The organism is Streptantibioticus rubrisoli (genome assembly GCF_024436055.1).
GTDB classification, from domain to species: Bacteria; Actinomycetota; Actinomycetes; order Streptomycetales; family Streptomycetaceae; genus Streptantibioticus_A; species Streptantibioticus_A rubrisoli.
In genome coordinates this window covers 37,847-55,605 of sequence record NZ_JANFNH010000030.1, presented here as the reverse complement: position 1 = coordinate 55,605, position 17,759 = coordinate 37,847, and the positions used below count along the sequence as shown (strand labels likewise).

The following is a 17,759-nucleotide window of genomic DNA, read 5'->3' as shown; positions in this document are numbered from 1 at the left end:
GCCGTTGCGCGTGCGCTCGTCCCGCGAGCCGCCTTCCGATCATGGTGGACCATCCCGGTCACAGCACTAGACGAGCTTCACGCCGTCATGCGCACGTACGGCGGGCGGCGATGCCGCGTCGAGTGCGTCCAGGACACGGATCGCGTATGCCTCGTCGGCGAGTTGGCGTACCTCCTCGCGAGTGGCCCAGCGCAGTGCCCGAGTCTCTGCTCCAGTCGTGGGACTGCCGCCAATGGCCTTGCAACGGAAGACGAGAGCGACGACCAAGGCGGTCATGTTCTTGTAGACACCCGTGAGCGTTGCCGGGAGTTCGATCGTGATGCCGGTCTCCTCCAGCACTTCACGTCGTAGGGCTTCTGGGATCCTCTCTCCGGCCTCCAGGACTCCGCCGGGTGGTTCCCAATGGCCGTTGTCCCGACGCCGTATGAGGAGAGCCCGGTCCTAATCGTCCACGATGACTCCGGCGACGCTTACAGAGTGCGGGCGTTGGATACTCACGGTCGTCGGTTCCTCCTCGGCTGGCTGGTCGTTTCACCGTAGGTGCGAGCCAAGTGCGGCATCACCTGAAATGGCTGCAGAACCGCTCTGTGCAGTCTGGCAGGTTGACTCCTTGGCGGTGGGCCAGCGCCAGGAAGAGCACTGGGCGGGCGGTCCACTCGATACGGGTGCTGGCGTGGGTGACGGTGAAGGCGCATGGCTGGGCGCGCTCCAAGTGGTCGAGGGCAGCTACGTAGCCGCTGGTCAACCAGGTCCAGGCTCGATCGGCTGCGTCGGGTTCGAGCGCTGAGGCGATCGTCCGTAGGACCCCACAGATCCAGCGCACAGCCTGCGTGGCGGTGACCGCTTCGAACGAAGCAAACAGTTCAGGAGCGCTGCTAGTTACGGGGCTCGCGGTCCAGCACTCGCACCAATAGCCGCGACGGGTGTTGGGGTCCAGGCTCTTCATCGTTCGGTTCCTATGGGGCGGACTGACAGGACGTATCGAGTGGTGTCGTCGGCGAGGACGAAGGCGTATGCCTCGCCTGCGGCTAGCGCGGATAAGGCGCGTTCATGCTCGAGCTGGTCGTCGAGCCAGTAACTGGCCGGTTGAGCGGGCGCCGGGTCGAGTTGCTCGGCGACATCCCTTACGCGACCGCGGAGCCATCGCAGCGCCAGGCGCGGTGTGCTGGCCGGTTGCGTGCTCAGCAGGTGGGTGTGTCCGCTCTCCTCGACACGGGCGACGGCTTCGCACCAGTAGTTGAAGAGCGTCAGCATGCGATCACCGGCCTGGCTGGCATCTGGGTTAGGTAGGCGGTGATCGTGCGGCCGTTGTCGTCGCCATCGATCTCGACGCGCTGAGCCAGAACGCTGACCAGACCGAGCCCGCGGCCGTGAAGGTCCTCCTCGGCGGCGTGCTCGATGCTTGGCTCGGTCTTCGCACTCCCGAGGTCGGCGACTGAGATCGTGATGCCCGCGCCGGACGTTGTGAGCGAGACCTGGAAGGTGCCGGTCTCGTCGCCGCTCGCGGTGTGAAGAAGGGCGTTGGAGCCGAGCTCGGTCACGATCAGAGCGGCGTCCTCGACACGCGAACTGCCGTTAAGACTGTCGCGGGTCCAGTGGCGGGCATTGCGGATCTCTTCTGGTCGCCCGGGGAAGGTGCGTCGGTACGTGGGCATGGACCGCCTCCGTCTCGGTGACCTGCGGCTTTCTGCGCCAACTGCCTCGTCCTGCTGACGCGGATCGCAGCGAGCCGTACAATTAGTACTAGCACCGTACCGAGTGTGCGGGTACTCCGAGTGCGGGATCGCACTTTTCGTGCGGGTCGCCTGGCGCATAGCGTTCACGCCGAGGTGTGGTGCTGAGCCGAGAGTCGATCGAGAGGGGAACCGGATGTTCGGGCTGATGGTGCGTTTCACGTGCAAGGACGAGTCGGCGGCTGCCGAGTTCGATTCCTTGGTGGCGCGGACCGGTGAACAGATCCGTGCGAACGAGCCCGGGACGGTGATCTACACGGTGCACCGGGTTGACGGTCGCCCGCTGGAACGCATCTTCTACGAGCTCTACCGGGACCGGGACGCCTTCGAAGCTCACGAGTCGAAGGACTACGTGAAGGCCTTCCTCTCCGCGCGCGAGCAGTACCTTGCCTCAACCGAGGTCGATCGCTTGGACTTCGTGTCCGGCAAGGGTGTGGACGTTGAGCACTGACTATGAGAAGGCGCTCGGTCGCAAGATCGCCTTCAACCGCAAGCGACGCGGGCTCTCACAGAAGGAGTTCGCCCGCCTGTTGAACCGCTCTGAAGCCTGGGTGTCCCAGGTAGAGCGGGGCGTACGCCGCATCGACCGCATGACGGTGCTGGAGAAGGTCGCCGAAGTCCTCGAACTTCCCTTGGCGGAGCTGGCAGCGGAAGCGCCGATCGTGGCATCGGTGGCTGAAGGTGAGCCGCCCGGGGCGAGCCGCCTACGCCTGGTGCTGAGTTCCGCGCACTCCCTGAAGGCGATCCTCGGCCACCATGAGCCGCCGGACGTACCCGCGCTGCGGTCCGAGGTCGACCGAGCATGGGACCTGACTCACCAGGGCAAGTACGCCGACTTGGCCGACCTGTTGGAACGGCTGGTTCCCCGGCTCGAAGCAGCCGCGCGCTCGGCGCCAGAGGAGCAACGCCCCGGACTCTTCCGGCTGCTGGCGGCCACCTACCACACGTGCAGTGGCGCCCTGGCCAACATGGGAGAGCCCGAGGCGGCCTGGATCGCCGTCGACCGCTCGGTGGTCGCCGCCGAACGGGCCAACGATCCGTTGCTGATGGCGGCCGGTGAGTTCCGGCTGTCCATCGTCTTCCTCGGTGCGCGCCACTTCGACCAGGCCGCCCAAGCCTCCGGCACTGCCGCTGACGCACTCCGCCCGCTGGCGGAGTCGGGGCAGATCGAAGCTGTCGCCCTGCGCGGGGCACTGACCTTGCAGCGGGCAGTAGCCGCAGCCAAGGCGAACGACGCCGAGACCGCGTACGCGTACCTGCGGGACGCCCGGGGCATGGCCGAGCAGGTTGGCTCCGGGCGCAACGATTACAACACCGAGTTCGGTCCCACCAACGTCGGGCTTCATGAGGTCTCGGTCGCCGTCGACCTCGGTGACGCCGGAGTGGCTCTCAGGGCCGCGGAGAGCATCGACGCGTCGGTGCTCTCCTCCGAGCGACAGACACGCTTCCAGATCGACATCGCGCGTGCGCATGCCCAACGTCGGCAAGTCGACAGCGCTGTCTCCGCGCTACTGATGGCCCGCCAGCTCTCGCCTGAGATGGTCCGCGCCATGCCGAGTGTGAAGCAGCTCGTGATGGACCTGCTGACCATGAGTCAGCCGCCGTCGGATCAGTTGCGGTCGCTTGCAAGCGAGTTGGGCGTACAGGAAGTGCGGACTAGTACATGAAGTACTAGACAGTACTTGGAGTACGGGTTACTGTGGTGAGTGTCGGCAGACTCCTCCGCATCCGGCGGAGCGGGTGACGCGGGCATGCGAACGCGCCGGAGCAGGAAGGCAGACCTGCATCGGGGCGCGAGCGACAGGGCCACAGACATGAATGTGGCCTGAGCGGGAGGCAGCCCACTCAGGCCGGGCGCGTCGTTGGCACAACGCTCCTAGAGCGTATCGCGCCCAGTCCGTATGCGGTCAACCTCCCGTTGCGTAGGCATTCGTCAGCAATTGCGCCCCTCATGACGAGGGGCGAACGCAAGGGAGTAGTTCTGTGCGTTCCATCCGTGTTGAGACCTCGGCGGCGACGATCCTGTTGACCGAGGCTCCGGAGAAGAAGGTCAAGGACCGGCAGTCGGGCGAGATCGCCACCGACGCGGTCACCGGCGAGACGTTGATGACGCTCGGCGTGGTCTACATCGAGGGTGGCGAGTCCTCGCTGATCAAGGTCACCGTGCCGGAGCGGGGCATTACCGAGGGTCTGGCGGTCGGGGCTCCGGTCTCGCTGGTGGGTCTGGTGGCGCGGCCGTGGGAGTCGACGTTCAACGGTCAGCAGCGGCACGGGATCGCCTACCGGGCCGAGGTGGTGGCTCCGGCGGCCTTCCCTGCCGAGGTGGGGGCCTGACCGTGTCGGATCTGATGACGTTGATGGAGGTGGGTGGTCCGGTCGCCGCATTAGGTGGCGGGGCTGCCTACCTCCGGGCCCGGCACCCGGCCGCCTACTGGTGCACGCTGGGCTTGCCCGTCTCGGCGGCGAAGCTGTTGGGCTCGTACGGCTCGACCATGGACGCCTGCGGTCTGACCGTCCAGCCGTCCAGGCTTCGGGCCCTGCTGGTTCAGGCGACCACTCGCCGGGAGGTGCGGCCGGTCCCTCCACGGCGCGGGATCATTCGGCCGACCGCGACCGGGATGCGGCTTCGGCTGCGCCTGGCCCCGGGGCAGGAACCGGCGGACGTGGCTGCCTCGGCGGAACGGCTGCGGCATGCCTGGGGTGTTCACGCCGTGTATGTCACCGTGGTCAAACCGGGCGTGGTCGAGTTGCGGCTGGTCGGCTTCGATGTGCTGCGGAAAGTGCGCATGCCGCGCAAGACCGGCGGCGGCTTCCTGAGGGTGCCGGTGGCGTTGCGGGAGGATGCGACGGCGTTCGTGCGGGACTACCGGGCGATACCCCACCAGCTCACCCTGGGCGCCACGCTGTCGGGTAAGTCGATGTTCCTGCGGCATCTGGTCGCCGGGCTCGCACCACAACCGGTGGCCCTGGTGGGGATCGACTGCAAGCGGGGCGTGGAACTGGCCCCGTTCGCTCCTCGGCTGTCGGCGCTGGCGACCGATCCGGAACAGGCTGCTGAACTGCTGCCGGTGCTGGTCTCGTTGATGGAGAACCGGTACGACCTGATCAAGGCCCGGCAGGGCATCGCCCCGGGTACCCCGGATGAGGAGATCACCTCGGACATCTGGGGCCTGCCCGAGACTGAACGGCCCGTTCCCGTCGTGCTGTTGGTGGATGAGGTGGCCGAGCTGTTCCTGGTCGCCACGAAGAAAGACGAGGAACGGCGCGATGAGATGGTCACCCAACTCATCCGGCTCGCCCAACTCGGCCGCGCCGCAGGCATCTATCTGGAGGTGTGTGGTCAGCAGTTCGGGGCCGAGCTGGGCAAGGGCGCCACGATGCTCCGCGCCCAACTCACCGGCCGGGTCTGCCACCGCGTGAACGACGAAGCCTCCGCGAAGATGGCGCTGGGCGACATCGCACCCGAAGCGGTCGGCGCGGCTTGTGCCATCGCCCCCGAAATGCCTGGCCTGGCCGTGGTCGGGGATACCTCCGGCGGTTGGTCTCGCATCCGCACCCCGTACCTGTCGCTCGGCGACGCTGCGGCGGTCTGCGCTGAGACGGCTCACCTCGTCCCGGACGTTCCCATGCTCGATCCGTTCCGGCCCGCCGTGCCCGCCGTGCCTGTTGACCGCCCGGTGTCGCTGGTCAAGCCGCTGCCGGTGACCGACTAACCCGTTCCCCTCCATCGGTCGGCGTGTCCGCATCACGCCACGTCCCTACCCCCGCCATGCCTGCTTCAGGAAGGAGGCCGCGCCATGCGCGCGTATCTGGCCCGTGTCGACGCGGTGCTCGTCCAGGCGGTCATCGCCGCCGCGCTGTCCTTCGCCCACCTGCACGACATCGCCTCGGCGGCCGGACAGAACGGCTGGAAAGCCTGGGCCTACCCGATCTCGGTCGATCTGCTGCTCGTCGCGGCCTGGCGACGGCTTCGAACCGGGACGGCCAAGGCGGCCGGGTGGTGCTGGTTCGTGATCGCGCTCGCCGCCTCGCTCGGGGCGAACGTGGCCACCGCCGGACTGCTCGACCTGGGCGCCGTCCCGGCCTGGTTGCGCATCCTGGTCGCCGGATGGCCCGCGGTCGCCTTCCTCGGTGGCACGCTCCTGGCGCACAGCGCCACAGTGCCCCCGCCTGTCCAATCGTCCGTCACGTCGGTCGAGTTGGACCTGGCCGACGAGGAAGAAACGCCCTTTCGCACCGAGGCGGACGGCGGCGCTCCCCCTCCGGCACCGCCGGAACCGATCGAACAGCGCAGCGCTGCGCCGGTACCCGCTGCCCTGGTCGAGCACGCCCGCAAGCTCGCGACCGCCCACCAGGAACGCACCGGGCGGTCCATCGACACCCCGACCCTGCGCGCCCAGCTCGGCGTCCCCGCGCCGCTCGCCGAAGCCATCGCCGCCCAGCTCTGAAAGGAGATCGCCGTGTCCGCGAACCGTCGCTTCCGCAACGTCACCCGCATCGGCCCGGTCCAGGTCGGCACCGCCTACGACAACCGCGGCCGTGAGAAGCACACCGCCGCCTGTACCACGCCGCGCTGTGGCTTCTCCAGCGACTACGACTCCCGCGCCGCCGCCGAGTTGGCGGCCCGTACCCACCGCTGCCCCGTCCGCTGAAAGGCCGAACCTTGACCGTCAGCCTGCCCCTGGTCGTCGTCCTCGGCGTCGTCGCCTGGGCCGCGATCAAGTTCATGAACATCCGCCTGTGGGTCGCCGTCGTCATCGCCCTCTTCGGCTTCTACCTCGCCCACAGCTTCCTTGCCCCCGCCATCGACAGCGGCACCCGCACGGGCGTCGGCGTCGTCAACGGCAACCACCGCTGAAAGGACCAGCGCCATGCTGATCCGCCCCACCTACCCCGAACTGCCCGAGCCGCGCACCCACACGCCACCCGCCGTGGCGCCCGGTCCCGAGTCGGCTTGCTGCTGCGCCCATACCCCGGCGCCTCCGGTCCGCCGGATGGCCCCCGCCGTCGGGCTCGGCGCCGGTGCGGTCGCCGCCGTGGTCCTGGTCGGCATCGTGCTCACCGCCCTGCTGACCGCCGTCGCGGTCGGGGCCGTGTCCGTGGCGGTCGCCGCCGTGGTCCTGCGCTCCCTGCTCGGCACCACCCGTCACCGCTGATCAACAACTGCCGGGGCGGCCCAGATACCGCCAAGCATCCACCGCCCCGGCAGCCCACCCTTCACGACCTAAGCCGCAAAGGAGACAACCATCATCACCCGGGCCACCCCGCCCCCGCTGCCGGAACTCGGCATGTTGGCCTCGCTCGGCACCATGCCCGCGCTGCTGCGCCAACTCTCCGGCCTGGGCGGCTGCACCAACCCGATCCGCCTTGACGGTCACCGCTCCGAGTACGCGTTGGACACCGCCACCGGCGAGATCGGTCCACTTGTCCACCACATCACCTCGGATCAGCTTCCCGCCGGTCACCTCCTGGTCCGCTGCAACAACCGCCGCACCACCCGCTGCCCGGCCTGCGCCGAGGTCTACCGCCGCGACACCTACCAGCTCATCACCGCCGGACTACGCGGCGGCAAAGGCACCCCGGAGCAAGTCGCCACGCACCCGCGCGTCTTCGCCACCTTCACCGCCCCCAGCTTCGGCCCGGTCCACAACCGCCCCGACTCCGGCCGCTGCCGCTGCGGAGCCGTGCACCCCGCCGACGCGCCGGAGTTGGGGACGCCACTCGACCCCGACTCCTACGACTACGAAGCCGCGGTGCTCTGGAACGCACACGCGTGAGCTCTCTGGCGGCGCTTCTCCATCTACCTGCGCCGCGAGATCGCCAAGCGGGCAGGGCTGGCCCAACGTGCCTTCCGCCGGTTCGCGCGGGTCAGCTTCGCGAAGGTCGCCGAGTACCAGCGGCGCGGCCTGGTCCACTTCCACGCCGTCATCCGCATCGACGGCCCCGACGGCGCCACCACCCCACCCCCGGCCTGGGCAACCGCCGAGCTGCTGACCGACGCCATCCGCGCCGCCACCACCGCCCACATCACCGGCCCGGACGTCGACGGACGGCAACACGTCTTCGCCTTCGGTCGCCAGCTCGACGTACGCACCATCCGCAGCGCCGACTTCGACGGCCACACCGAGCTGACCGATCGCGCGGTCGCCGCCTACATCGCCAAGTACGCGACCAAGGGCGCCGAGACAGCGACGGGCACCCTTGACCGGCCGATCAAGTTCCTCGCCGAGCTGGCCCGCCTCTCCATCAGCGACCACGCCCGACGCATGATCCGCACCGCCTGGGCGCTCGGCGGACGCCGGGAATTGGAGGACCTCCGGCTCCGGGCCTGGGCACACATGCTCGGCTTCCGCGGCCACTTCTCCACCAAGACCCGCCGCTACTCCACCACCCTCGGCGCCCTCCGCACCGCCCGCGCCGAATGGCGACGCCTCCAAGCCATCACCGCTCGCAACGAGGCCGACAACCGCCCAACGGACGCCGAAACCGGCGAGACGACGCTCGTCCTCGCCCACTGGACCTTCGCCGGAACCGGCCTCACCCGCGGCGAGGAATGGCTGGCCGCCACCCTCACACCCGCTTCCGGAACGGAAGGAGAGCCCACCCATGCCTGACGACGCACTGCTGACCGTGCCAGAGGTCATGGCATGGCTGCGAGTCGGCCGCTCGACGGTCTACGACCTGATCAGGTCCCGCCGCCTGCCCTCCATCACCATCGGCCGCCTTCGCCGCATCCCGGCCCGCGCCGTCCGCGAATACCTCACGAACCAACTGGAGGCGGCTGCCTGATGGCCACCCAACGCAAGCGCAACCCCAACGGCGCGGGCACCATCACCTGCCGCAAGGACGGCCGGTACCAAGCCGCCGTCTACGTGCTCCAGCCCGACGGCACCCGCGCCCGCAAGTTCGCCTACGGCAAGACCTGGGCCGAGTGCGACGCCAAGCGCCGTGAACTGCTGGAGAAGGTCGACAGCGGCGTACCGGTACCCACTCGCTCGGCCAAGGTCGCCGAATGGCTGCCGTACTGGCTGGAGCAGATCGTCAAGCCTCGCCGGAAGCGCACCACATACGCCAAGTACGAGACTCACGTACGGCTCTACCTGGTCCCCCAGCTGGGCAAGAAGACGCTGGAGAAGCTGAGCGTGCGGGATGTTCGGACGGCGTTGACACAGATCGCCAAAGCCACCACTGAGGCAACCGCCAGGGAATCGCACCGGGTTCTGCGGTCAGCTCTGTCGGCGGCCTGTCGAGAAGAACTGATCACGCGGAACGTCGTGAAGCTCGTTGAGGCTCCGAAGGTGGACACCTACGAAGGTCAACTGTGGACGCTGGAGGAGACGTTGGCCTTCATCTTGGCCGCACGCCGGGATCCGCTGTACGCGGCCTTCATGCTCGCCGTTGGGCTCGGCCTACGTCGGGGCGAACTCGTCGGCCTACGCTGGCAGGACATCGACCTGGACGGCCGCACGCTCAAGGTACTGAAGCAGCGTCAACGCGTCGGCGGGGAGAACTACGAGGACGACACGAAGAACCGTCGTAAGCGAACCCTCCCTCTGCCCGCCCTGTGCGTTGCTCCGCTGCGATGGCAACGGATGCGGCAACAGGCCATGCGTGCAAAGGCGGGAGCCAACTGGCAGGAGACAGACCTGGTGTTCACCACCCGGACCGGTCACCCGGTCGAGGGCAGCAACGTCCTGCGCTCGTTCCACCGGCTGACCGCCAAGGCCGGGCTCCCCCGGATCCGGATCCACGACGCCCGGCACGGTGCGGCGACCCTACTCGCCGCCGGAAACGTCCATCCCCGCGTGGCCATGGAGATCCTCGGGCACAGCAAGATCAGCGTGACCATGGACATCTACACTCACGTGCCGGACGCGTTGAAGCGGGAAGCCGTGGCCCACATGGACCGGATGCTGGGTCGTCGCCAGCGCTAACGATCGCCCCTGGCCACCGGCGTTGATGTCAAACGCGGATGTCAAAAGCCCCGAAGCTTGATCGCTTCGGGGCTTATCTGCTGGTGGGCACAGACGGATTCGAACCGCCGACATCTGCTTTGTAAGTTCGTCCGAGACAGGGCAGGAGTAGGCATGGACCACCCACCGAGGACGCTCGCGCCTCCGTCAAGGTCAGCCAAAGACTGCCCGCGTCCGATGACGTTGCCGTCACCCGCTGCCGTCAGCCATGCGCTGGGAACCCGTCGTCGAATAGGGAGACCCGAGACAGCCGGGTTTCAACGGTCCGTGTCGCCTTCTGATCCATAGCTCTAGATGGATCGGTCATTGGCAGTCATACAGGCTGTCACTCGGTCGCTGCCGGGTGGCTCAGGCCGGCTGCGGTCGGGGAGGTTGCTGTACTCCGCTGCTGTACTGCAACGGCTCCGGAGGCCCCGCGCCGTCCCGCTTTTTCCGCCAACGGGCCAGGTGGTTCCGGCTGGCGAGGGTGAAGGGGGGTCCGCCCCAGCAGTCGCTCTTGGTGAGTCAGCAGGTCGCCGAAGGCGGCGGCAGCACCGGCCGCATCCTCCACATAGTCGGCCAGCAGCCGCTCGTGAGCGACGGCGCGTTCGCTGGCGATGGCGTGCTGCGCGGCTTCGATGCGGGCGGCCTCGTAGGCGGCGGCGCCGGCCATGTCGCCGTGGGCCACCAGACGTCCCCGAGAAGTGGACAAGTCCCGGTCGGGCTGCGGCTCCGAGGCGGCGGCTCGCCTTCGCGTCGCCATATCACAAGTCCCGTTACGGAATGACGTTTTGGGGACGGCTCTTTAGCGTGTCCTTCCGGATCGGCGGGATCCACTAAATCCGGTCGGCCGGTTCTTTAGAAGGAGACAGTCCAATTTAGGTAATGGCATATTGCGCTTGTCATGTCTGGACTCGTATGGCAGGCTCTGGGAGTGCAAGCCCGGCAGCTCGAACCTGTTCGGCTGTCGCTAGCAAGATCCAGATCAGCGGAAGACTCCAACAAGCTGGATTACAAGGAGCATGACGTCTCATGAATTCCCTCGGTAAGACTGCTGCACTTGTCGCAATGAGCGCAGCATTAACGGCTGGGGCTCTCACTTCCTCGGCCAGCGCAGCGGTCGAGAGGACGCCGACCGCCGCAGCGCCGAGCAACCCGTGGGCCACCAGACCAGGCCACATGCCTCCCGCCTTCCTGGGGCACCCCAAGGAATGGGGAATGGTCACCTTCCACATCGGGAGTGGATCGAAGATGCACCCGATGGACGTCATCAATGTTGGCGGCGGGACGTGGAGTTACGGCTCCGGCACGGACAGTAGTGGGTGGAAGCTGTGCTATTCGGATTATGAAAATCCGTCATCGTCCCACTCGGCGACAGCAGTCCTCGGAAACGCGAACGACAAGGAGTACGCGAATGCTGGCTCCTGGGCGAACGCCAACGTGGACGGCAACTGGGGCTCCACGTGCCACGCATACTGGTCTAACTACTAAGACCGTGTCCTATGTGGTGAGGCGGATGAGTCGCTTGTAGCAGCACAGGGCGGCGGCGAGGCCAAGAAAGGCCGGGTAGTTCCGGGGATCGCGTTCGTAGCTGGGGCTGAGTCGGCGGTAGCCGGACAGCCACGACATCGTCCGCTCGATCACCCACCTTCGGTGGCCCAACCGTTCGCTGGACTCGACGCCTTTACGGGCGATACGCACGCCGATGCGCTTGCCGCGTAACCATTTGCGCAGGTAGGGGATGTCATACGCCTTGTCGGCGTGCAGGCGCTGAGGCTTGAAGTGCCAGCCGCGGTGGGGGGTGTCTCGTTTGGTAACCCTCGACCATGGGCTTCAGTTCTTCCTTCAAAGCAGCTCCGGCCACATCCTCGAGTAATCATGGAGTGGCCGGATCTGCCGACTCCCAGGTCTTCATTTACAAACTCGTAATTAGGCGATGAAGGACCCCTTCGGCGCTGGCCGATCAGCTCAACACCCGCTTACCTTCGGCCATTTACTGGCAGGTCATGCCAGCATCGCCGCAGGTTTACGGGAATCGGCTATCATAGGGGCTAAGCTAAAGGTAAGGATAAATACTAGACCTTCCATCTGGTCACACAAAGGGGCTTGATCGCCGTGCCATTCTCGCCTTCCCAGGCTCTGACATCTACGACTGCGCTGTTAGCAGGCGGGGCACTCGGGGTACTGGCTCCCCTAATTGGCGCGGTCGGAGGTACGTCGGCCCGGGTGGCAGACCTCGTCCTGGCGGCTGGATGGTCCTGGGCGGCACTTGCTTTCTGTGCCGGCTTCTCGCAACCTTCCAAGAAAAGGTCGGCGCTCCTGGCAATCGCCTCGCTGGTCATTGCCGTGGTTGCTTACTACGTAACAAAGCTTGGACAGGGAAACTTCCTGGCCGCAGACCTAAACGACCCTTCCGGGAAAACGACCTACATTAACTGGTTCGACTTTCTTTCAAAGATGGCAGTCTGGTGCGTAGCAGCCTGCATTCTTGGCCCCCTTCTGGGCTTCGCAGGGAATCTGGCGAGAAATGGAAGGCTTCGCAACCTTCCCTTCCGCATAGTGGTTCCGGTGATCGCCATCATTGATACGTCACAGAGACTCCAATTGGATGCTCCGCTGCAAGGGCCGACCGCCGCGATGACCTGGAGTGTTATCCGTCTCATTGCAGCCGCCTCCATCGTGGCCATACTTGTCCACGCAGTGATCACCTCGCGATCGCGGCTTTCCTCGAAGTAGATCCAAAGTTGAGCTTCCGCGCCCTCTCGTCGCTACTGAAGTTGAATGCGTGATGTCGGTGCCCTGCGCTGTTGGTGTCAGGCACGGTGGAAACCGGTGAGGCCAGTGTCGTCAGTAGATGATGGACACGATCTGGCACGCGGCTTCGGCGAACCGACGATCTCCTTACGCGAGAGGTGCTGACCGGGCTCGTCGGCGTAGCACCGACTGACTGCTGAACTTCCCCTGTCCCAGAGCTGTCCCCGGTATATCAGCAGGTCACCCGCCCTGCTGGGACACTGTGACACCTGGACAGCTCGGACAGGTGGACCTAGGACGCCTGGATGAGTGCGTGAGTGCCTGCGGTCCGCCATGCGGTCCCCGAGTCCCCCAGCGTGGCCAGGGTGCCCGGCTCCAGCCCGACCACGACGTCCGACTTCAGAGTGCGGAGAGCCGCAACCGGGCCTGGGAAGTAACTGGTCACCTCACCGAACGGGACGGTGGGATCCCACCAGCGATCCCCCACAAGCCGCCGGTAGTTGAGATCGCCCTTGAGGATGGTGGCGGACACCGACGCGAACTGCGCCCGCAGGTTGTCTGGCATGGCGGTGAAGTCGAACGGCGCGCAGAAAAACGCGTCTGTCCACACGCGCAGTCGCCCGTCCGCCGCCGCACCCCGCAGCCGCTCTCCCACGCCTCGGGCGGCGCCATCGGCTGCCAACAACCTGCGCAGGCAATCGCCGACATCCCTGATAGTCGCGTCCGAGACGTAGTACGGGGCGGGCTTCACGTAGAGGACCACTTCGCCGAGCGTGCCGGAGGTGATCAAGTGGTCGATCAAGACGAGATCGGCGATCATCTCGCTGCCCGCGTTGTCGGCGACGATCGCCACGCTGCCGCCGCGAGCGGACTGGAGCAGCTTCCAGAGCTGGTCGCTGTCGTCGGCCACCAAGCCCGAGGTCTCCGAGCCGCGACCGGCTGTGATCTGAAACCCGAGGTCCGCGCGGTTGCCCCAGAGGCTCGACAGCAAGAGCGCCTGGCCGCGATCGTCCTCGGCCAGTTCCGCAATATGGTCCAGCGCGCCAACCTCGGCGGCGACCACTTCGCCCGCTAGCTCTGCCTGCTTGAACGGCGCGAAGATGTCGACTCCCTGCCAGAGCCCGTCATCGAAGTAGCCCACGGCACCCAGCAGCCGCCGGTAGAAGAAGGATTCCGCCCACAAGAACGGCGCCGCTGTCCACGGCTTGCCGTAATAGGCGCGTCCCCATGCTTGCCACTGATCTGCCCCCGGCGCGTCAGCGGGCAGGGGCTCCATGACCCCGTCGACGTTCTCGTCTGCCAGCGCCCTCAAAGCACGCTGCTGCTCCGGATCGAGCGGCCAAGCCCCGAGGATCCGTTCTATGAGTGCGGGGTGGCGCTTTACGAACACGTCCGTGGCGAACGGCGAGTCAGTCGAAATGATCGCCGGGGCCTGGTCGGTCATCGGCTATCCCTCTCGAAGCGGGGTCAGATCGAGGGCGACCACGCCGGCGGCACTGCCGACGAGGATGCGGCCCTGGAAAGGATCGTAGGCGGCACAGTTGAGACTGCCATCGATGCGAACTTCGGCGAGCTGCTGCTGCTCGGAGAGCGACCAAAGCCGCACGGTGCCATCAGCGGCTGCGGAGACCAGCTGATTCGGATTCTCGGTGAAGGCCACCATCAGGATGCGTCCGGAATGGCCGCTCAACTGGGCGGTGAAGCGGTCGCCGGTCAGGTCCCGGACGGCGATGTCGCCGGTCCCGGCACCCACCGCCGCGCGGGTGCCCTGATCGTCCAGCGTGACGGCGCGGGCCCACCCATTCGGGCAGGCGAAACGGGAGACGAACTCGCCGCTCGCCACCTGCCAGACGCGGACAGATCCGTCACCGCCGCAGGCGGCGAGCACCTGGCCGTCGCCGTTGAACGCGATCGAGCGGAGTCGGCCGGCGTGGACATCCTGCGACCACAGCAGCTCACCACTCGGCAGGTCCCAACAGCGGATGTGACCGTCCCCGGTGCTGGCCGCCAGACGCGGCGCGGTGCGCGCCAGCGCGACTGCCCACGACCGGTTCGTGTCCTGGTTGAGGGTCAGTTCCCACACGTCGTCAGTGAGGGACCAGACCCGCACAGCGCCGTCGCCGCAAGCGCCAGCCACAAGGTCCGCTCCGGAGGCGAGCGACCAGACGCGCCCATACCCGGCGGGAAGCGTCCGCAGCATCGTGGAATCAGCAGCGTTCGCCACGTCGACCGTCCCGGCGCCGTCGCCGATCAGCACCGCATCTCCGGTGCGCGAGAACGCCGTCGACCACGTCGTGTTCGACCCGCTCGCGAGCGTTTCCACCGGGCCGCCGTGGGCTGGCCAAAGGCGCACCGCACCGTCCTCGCAGCCCGCAACGACGGTGCCGTCGCTGCTGCGGGCAAGGGAGCGAACCCAGTCGACGCCCGGCGGCAGTGCCGTCACCCCGGCCTCACCGTCCACGGTCAGCGCGTGAATCGTCGGCTTTTCCGTCGCGGCGATGACCAGAGCGCCATCCGCGGACGCGATGACGCTGCGGACCCGACTCGGTAGATCCGTCGTGCGCCGCACCGGGGTGAGCACGCCGCCCTTCGTCGTCCACACCACGACCGATCCGTCACCAGATCCCGAGGCGAGCAGCCCCGATTCGGCAGCAAAGGCCACGGACCGCACCCAGTCGCGGTGCTGCGCCTTCTCATCGAGCAACCGCCCGGAAGCGAGATCGAACAGGCGCACAAACTCGTCTTCGCCGCTCGCCGCAACGACGGGTTCTTCGCCGCCCGAGACAGCAACCGACCATACCGGCGTCCCCGTGGTCTGCATCCGACGGACCAACAGCAGCCGCTCGGCGTCCCACACGCATACGGCGCCGTCTTCGGCACCCGAGACCAGCAGCTTGCCGTCAGCGGCGAACGCAAGGGTCCGGATGCGCCGCGAGTGCCCCGCGAGGACACCGACCGGGGCTCCGGAATCGGTGCGGCACAGCCGGATCAGGCCGTCGTCGCCAGCGGAGGCCACAAGATCCCCCGCCGGGGACAGCGCAGTGGCGTACACCCAACCCGTATGCGCGCGGAAGACCCGCAAGGTCTGGCGAGTTGCCAGGTCCCACAGCCGGACAGTGCCGTCCTCACCACCGGTGGCGACAAGCCCGGCTTCCGTGGCCACGCTGACGACGGCACCGACGTGACCTGCGTCCTTGGCGTCCAGCGCGGGGTTGCGTCGGACCCAACCGGCTCGAAATGCGGCGCTGAGCGAGGAAGCCTCAGTGAGCACCGCTGGCGGTATCGGGGCCGAAGATCGGCGCAGCGCGATCGACAGCGTGGCCGCCACGTCGGCCGGTTCCGAAAGCCCGGTGAGCAGGTAGCCGGACACCGCCATCACGCGTGCAGCGGTCCAAGCCTCCGTGCGCCTCGAACGCGGCAGGGCGTCGAGCACAGCCGCGTCGGCTACCAAGGACTGCTCGCCCACCAGCACGATCTTGCGCACGACGTAGGCCGGCGAGGACAGCAGGGAGACCAGTTCGGCCTCAAGCCCTGCTTCGCGAAGGTGGTGGGGCAGGTGGCGCCACAAGTACCCATGCTCGGGATCGAGTTCCGCCCACTGCCCCGCGATGTCCTCGCGGTAGCTGTCGAGTAGCGACGTGTGGAGCTGCTTCCAGTCGTCCGCTGCCAGGTGGCGCAGGTAGGAGCGGAATACGTCGTGAAGCGTGATCGTCTCGGTGTCGGCTCGGTAGCTACTGACCAAGGAGCGGTCTGCGAGCACGCGGCAGAACTGACGGACAGCCTGCGGGGACCAGCCGAAGGCCGTCTTCCACCAGTGCACGAGCACGGGCACAGGAATTGGGGTTGCCGCCGGGAAGACCGCCAACGACAGGTAGCGGGCCCGCAAGTCTGACGCGCCGTTCAGGACGATGCTCTCTTCCAAGCCGTCCAGGCTCGAAGCGATCGCCTGACCGATGGCGCTGCGGCGCTGATCGGCGTCCAGCACGTCGAACGCCTGCGGTCCGTACTCGCGGATGGTCTCCGATGCTTCAGCCACCACGCGCCGCGACACGGCGCCCGCGGCCACGTCCTGACCCACATTGGAGCCGACGATCTGCGCGAGCAGCGGCCAACCGCCGAGCGACTCCGCGAGCTGCTGGGCCTCGGTGCGGTCCAGGGACGCCACGTTGCGCGTGAGCATCTCGCTGATCTCGCTCGCGGTCATGGGTCCGAGCCGCACGACCCGCGCGTTCGATGGGCATACCCGGACGTTCCGCGTCGTGACCAGACGGACGCACTTCTCACCGCCGAGCAGGAACGGGCTCAGGTCGGCAGCGCTCCAAACATTGTCGACAACGAGCAGCGCCCGTCGGTCCTGGAGCAGTCGCGCGAGATGAAATCCGGCTTGCTCCGGGTCGGTGAGGGCAGGCCGGGATCCGCTGAGGTGGACGCAGATGTCCGAGATCAGCTCCACAACTCGGGCCGGGGTGCAGCCCTCGCCGGTCTCCACCCAGAGAATCTCCGGGTAGAGGTCGCGGACGCGTTCGTCGTTGACCAGCTGCGTTGCGATGGTCGTCTTGCCGAAGCCGCCCGGACCGGCAACCGCCACGGTCGCGATCCCATCGGCATCCCGGGCTTCCTCCAGGACCGAGATCAGGCCCTCAAAGTCGTTGTCCCTGCGCACCAGACTGGCCTCTGCATTCGGAATGGGGAGGAAGCTGCCTGGCGGTGTCTCAGAACGTCCGGTGTCACTCGGCGCATCGCCGAGGGCTTCCCAGAACCGCTCCTGCTCTGCCGGGCTGCTTCGCTCCAAGGTCGTGTCCAGTGCCTCCTGGATGGCCTTGCTGATCGCCTTCGGCTTAGAAGGCGACTCCCAGTCGGACACTGTTCGGCTTCCGACTCCCACGTGAGCTGCGAACGCCCGCACCGAAAGGCGCTTGGCTTCCCGTAATGCGCGCGATTCCCTTCCTGTCCAGCGCTGCACTGTGCCCACCGAGACCCCCTCGACCGACTCTCCGAAGCTAACAACCAGCGGTGATGCGACACGCGATCACGCGCGCACTCCGCAGCAAGCCCGCAGCACCGCCGCCACACCGAGGCCCGAGGCGGCTCCAAGGGCGCAATAGATCTTCCTCTCTTCGGCTCGGCCTCCGCAGCGTTACCGCAGCATCCGACCAGCCACAGCACCGAAAAATCCCGGCAGTGTTCTCGTCAACGGAGCAGCAGCGGGTCGGCTGAGCCGCAGGGGCAGGGCCGGAGGCAGAACCTCACCCCAACGTCCCATCACTGAAAGGAGGAGGCCGTGACACAGCCAATGTCGAAGCCCTGTGTCCACACGAGG

Annotated in this window: 19 protein-coding genes and 2 pseudogenes; 13 read left to right on the top strand and 8 right to left on the bottom strand. The window is 67.1% G+C overall.

From position 1 onward, the window contains the following. Positions 1–66 precede the first annotated feature (66 nt). The 4 genes from NON19_RS22290 to NON19_RS22275 all read right to left on the bottom strand — a co-directional run bounded on the left by NON19_RS22290 (position 67) and on the right by NON19_RS22275 (position 1,655). Entirely contained in the window at positions 67–426 is a 360-nt protein-coding gene (locus tag NON19_RS22290) for an NUDIX hydrolase (RefSeq protein WP_255930695.1), read from the bottom strand. Between the two features lie 133 nt (positions 427–559). Next, positions 560–946 (bottom strand): hypothetical protein, encoded by a 387-nt coding sequence (locus NON19_RS22285; RefSeq protein WP_255930653.1) that lies wholly within the window; start codon positions 944–946, stop codon positions 560–562. After that, positions 943–1,254 carry a hypothetical protein gene (locus NON19_RS22280; protein WP_255930651.1) on the bottom strand — a complete coding sequence of 104 codons (312 nt, stop codon included), beginning with the start codon at positions 1,252–1,254 and terminating at the stop codon, positions 943–945. Before NON19_RS22280 ends, NON19_RS22285 begins: the two co-directional genes overlap by 4 nt. Further along, complete coding sequence (locus NON19_RS22275; protein WP_255930649.1) at positions 1,248–1,655, bottom strand: ATP-binding protein; 408 nt, start codon at positions 1,653–1,655, stop codon at positions 1,248–1,250. Before NON19_RS22275 ends, NON19_RS22280 begins: the two co-directional genes overlap by 7 nt. 214 nt (positions 1,656–1,869) lie before the next feature. Here NON19_RS22275 and NON19_RS22270 point away from each other — a divergent pair, with 214 nt between their 5' ends. From NON19_RS22270 to NON19_RS22220, 11 genes and pseudogenes are all read left to right on the top strand, one after another. Next, entirely contained in the window at positions 1,870–2,184 is a 315-nt protein-coding gene (locus NON19_RS22270; protein WP_255930647.1) for a putative quinol monooxygenase, read from the top strand. Further along, entirely contained in the window at positions 2,165–3,400 is a 1,236-nt protein-coding gene (locus NON19_RS22265; protein WP_372514233.1) for a helix-turn-helix domain-containing protein, read from the top strand. Before NON19_RS22270 ends, NON19_RS22265 begins: the two co-directional genes overlap by 20 nt. Before the next feature lie 316 nt (positions 3,401–3,716). Next, complete coding sequence (locus NON19_RS22260) at positions 3,717–4,067, top strand: SCO3933 family regulatory protein (protein WP_255930643.1); 351 nt, start codon at positions 3,717–3,719, stop codon at positions 4,065–4,067. Positions 4,068–4,069: 2 nt separating this feature from the next. Then, positions 4,070–5,446: an FtsK/SpoIIIE domain-containing protein gene (locus NON19_RS22255; RefSeq protein WP_255930640.1), complete on the top strand. Its 1,377-nt coding sequence runs from the start codon at positions 4,070–4,072 to the stop codon at positions 5,444–5,446. A gap of 84 nt (positions 5,447–5,530) precedes the next feature. Further along, positions 5,531–6,181, top strand: coding sequence for a DUF2637 domain-containing protein (locus NON19_RS22250; RefSeq protein WP_255930638.1), 651 nt, complete (start codon positions 5,531–5,533; stop codon positions 6,179–6,181). 12 nt (positions 6,182–6,193) lie between these two features. Beyond that, positions 6,194–6,385 carry a mobile element transfer protein gene (locus tag NON19_RS22245; RefSeq protein WP_255930636.1) on the top strand — a complete coding sequence of 64 codons (192 nt, stop codon included), beginning with the start codon at positions 6,194–6,196 and terminating at the stop codon, positions 6,383–6,385. A gap of 11 nt (positions 6,386–6,396) precedes the next feature. Further along, positions 6,397–6,591: a hypothetical protein gene (locus tag NON19_RS22240; RefSeq protein WP_255930634.1), complete on the top strand. Its 195-nt coding sequence runs from the start codon at positions 6,397–6,399 to the stop codon at positions 6,589–6,591. Positions 6,592–6,607: 16 nt separating this feature from the next. Beyond that, the gene (locus tag NON19_RS22235; protein WP_255930694.1) at positions 6,608–6,889 is read left to right on the top strand and encodes a DUF6251 family protein; all 282 of its coding nucleotides are present in this window, start codon (positions 6,608–6,610) and stop codon (positions 6,887–6,889) included. Between the two features lie 132 nt (positions 6,890–7,021). Then, a pseudogene (locus NON19_RS22230) lies at positions 7,022–8,347 on the top strand (replication initiator). After that, positions 8,340–8,522, top strand: a complete 183-nt coding sequence (locus NON19_RS22225) for a helix-turn-helix domain-containing protein (RefSeq protein ID WP_255930632.1) — start codon at positions 8,340–8,342, stop codon at positions 8,520–8,522. The pseudogene NON19_RS22230 and the gene NON19_RS22225 overlap by 8 nt, the downstream one beginning before the upstream one ends. Further along, complete coding sequence (locus NON19_RS22220; RefSeq protein ID WP_255930630.1) at positions 8,522–9,667, top strand: tyrosine-type recombinase/integrase; 1,146 nt, start codon at positions 8,522–8,524, stop codon at positions 9,665–9,667. The genes NON19_RS22225 and NON19_RS22220 overlap by 1 nt, the downstream gene beginning before the upstream one ends. A gap of 364 nt (positions 9,668–10,031) precedes the next feature. Here the strand turns inward: NON19_RS22220 and NON19_RS22215 are convergent, their stop codons facing one another. Further along, positions 10,032–10,373, bottom strand: a complete 342-nt coding sequence (locus tag NON19_RS22215; RefSeq protein ID WP_255930628.1) for a hypothetical protein — start codon at positions 10,371–10,373, stop codon at positions 10,032–10,034. 344 nt (positions 10,374–10,717) lie between these two features. Here NON19_RS22215 and NON19_RS33460 point away from each other — a divergent pair, with 344 nt between their 5' ends. After that, positions 10,718–11,176, top strand: coding sequence for a lactococcin 972 family bacteriocin (locus NON19_RS33460; RefSeq protein WP_308213714.1), 459 nt, complete (start codon positions 10,718–10,720; stop codon positions 11,174–11,176). A gap of 9 nt (positions 11,177–11,185) precedes the next feature. On the opposite strand, the pseudogene NON19_RS22205 reads toward NON19_RS33460, so the two are convergent. Further along, positions 11,186–11,528, bottom strand: a pseudogene (locus NON19_RS22205) (transposase); the annotation flags it as partial. Between the two features lie 383 nt (positions 11,529–11,911). Between NON19_RS22205 and NON19_RS22200 the strand changes: the two are divergent. Further along, positions 11,912–12,421 (top strand): DUF6518 family protein, encoded by a 510-nt coding sequence (locus tag NON19_RS22200; RefSeq protein ID WP_504979501.1) that lies wholly within the window; start codon positions 11,912–11,914, stop codon positions 12,419–12,421. 310 nt (positions 12,422–12,731) lie between these two features. On the opposite strand, the gene NON19_RS22195 is transcribed toward NON19_RS22200, so the two are convergent. Beyond that, positions 12,732–13,883 (bottom strand): damage-control phosphatase ARMT1 family protein, encoded by a 1,152-nt coding sequence (locus tag NON19_RS22195; protein WP_255930626.1) that lies wholly within the window; start codon positions 13,881–13,883, stop codon positions 12,732–12,734. A 3-nt stretch (positions 13,884–13,886) separates the two neighbouring features. After that, complete coding sequence (locus tag NON19_RS22190) at positions 13,887–17,303, bottom strand: WD40 domain-containing protein (protein ID WP_255930624.1); 3,417 nt, start codon at positions 17,301–17,303, stop codon at positions 13,887–13,889. Between the last annotated feature and the right edge of the window lie 456 nt (positions 17,304–17,759).

Excerpts from the sequence above, each read along its gene's own strand:
- NON19_RS22225 (WP_255930632.1), top strand. The coding sequence starts at position 8,340 with ATGCCTGACGACGCACTGCTGACCGTGCCAGAGGTCATGGCATGGCTG.
- NON19_RS22220 (WP_255930630.1), top strand. The coding sequence starts at position 8,522 with ATGGCCACCCAACGCAAGCGCAACCCCAACGGCGCGGGCACCATCACC.
- NON19_RS22275 (WP_255930649.1), bottom strand. The coding sequence starts at position 1,655 with ATGCCCACGTACCGACGCACCTTCCCCGGGCGACCAGAAGAGATCCGC.
- NON19_RS22250 (WP_255930638.1), top strand. The coding sequence starts at position 5,531 with ATGCGCGCGTATCTGGCCCGTGTCGACGCGGTGCTCGTCCAGGCGGTC.
- NON19_RS22280 (WP_255930651.1), bottom strand. The coding sequence starts at position 1,254 with ATGCTGACGCTCTTCAACTACTGGTGCGAAGCCGTCGCCCGTGTCGAG.
- NON19_RS22270 (WP_255930647.1), top strand. The coding sequence starts at position 1,870 with ATGTTCGGGCTGATGGTGCGTTTCACGTGCAAGGACGAGTCGGCGGCT.
- NON19_RS33460 (WP_308213714.1), top strand. The coding sequence starts at position 10,718 with ATGAATTCCCTCGGTAAGACTGCTGCACTTGTCGCAATGAGCGCAGCA.
- NON19_RS22195 (WP_255930626.1), bottom strand. The coding sequence starts at position 13,883 with ATGACCGACCAGGCCCCGGCGATCATTTCGACTGACTCGCCGTTCGCC.
- NON19_RS22285 (WP_255930653.1), bottom strand. The coding sequence starts at position 946 with ATGAAGAGCCTGGACCCCAACACCCGTCGCGGCTATTGGTGCGAGTGC.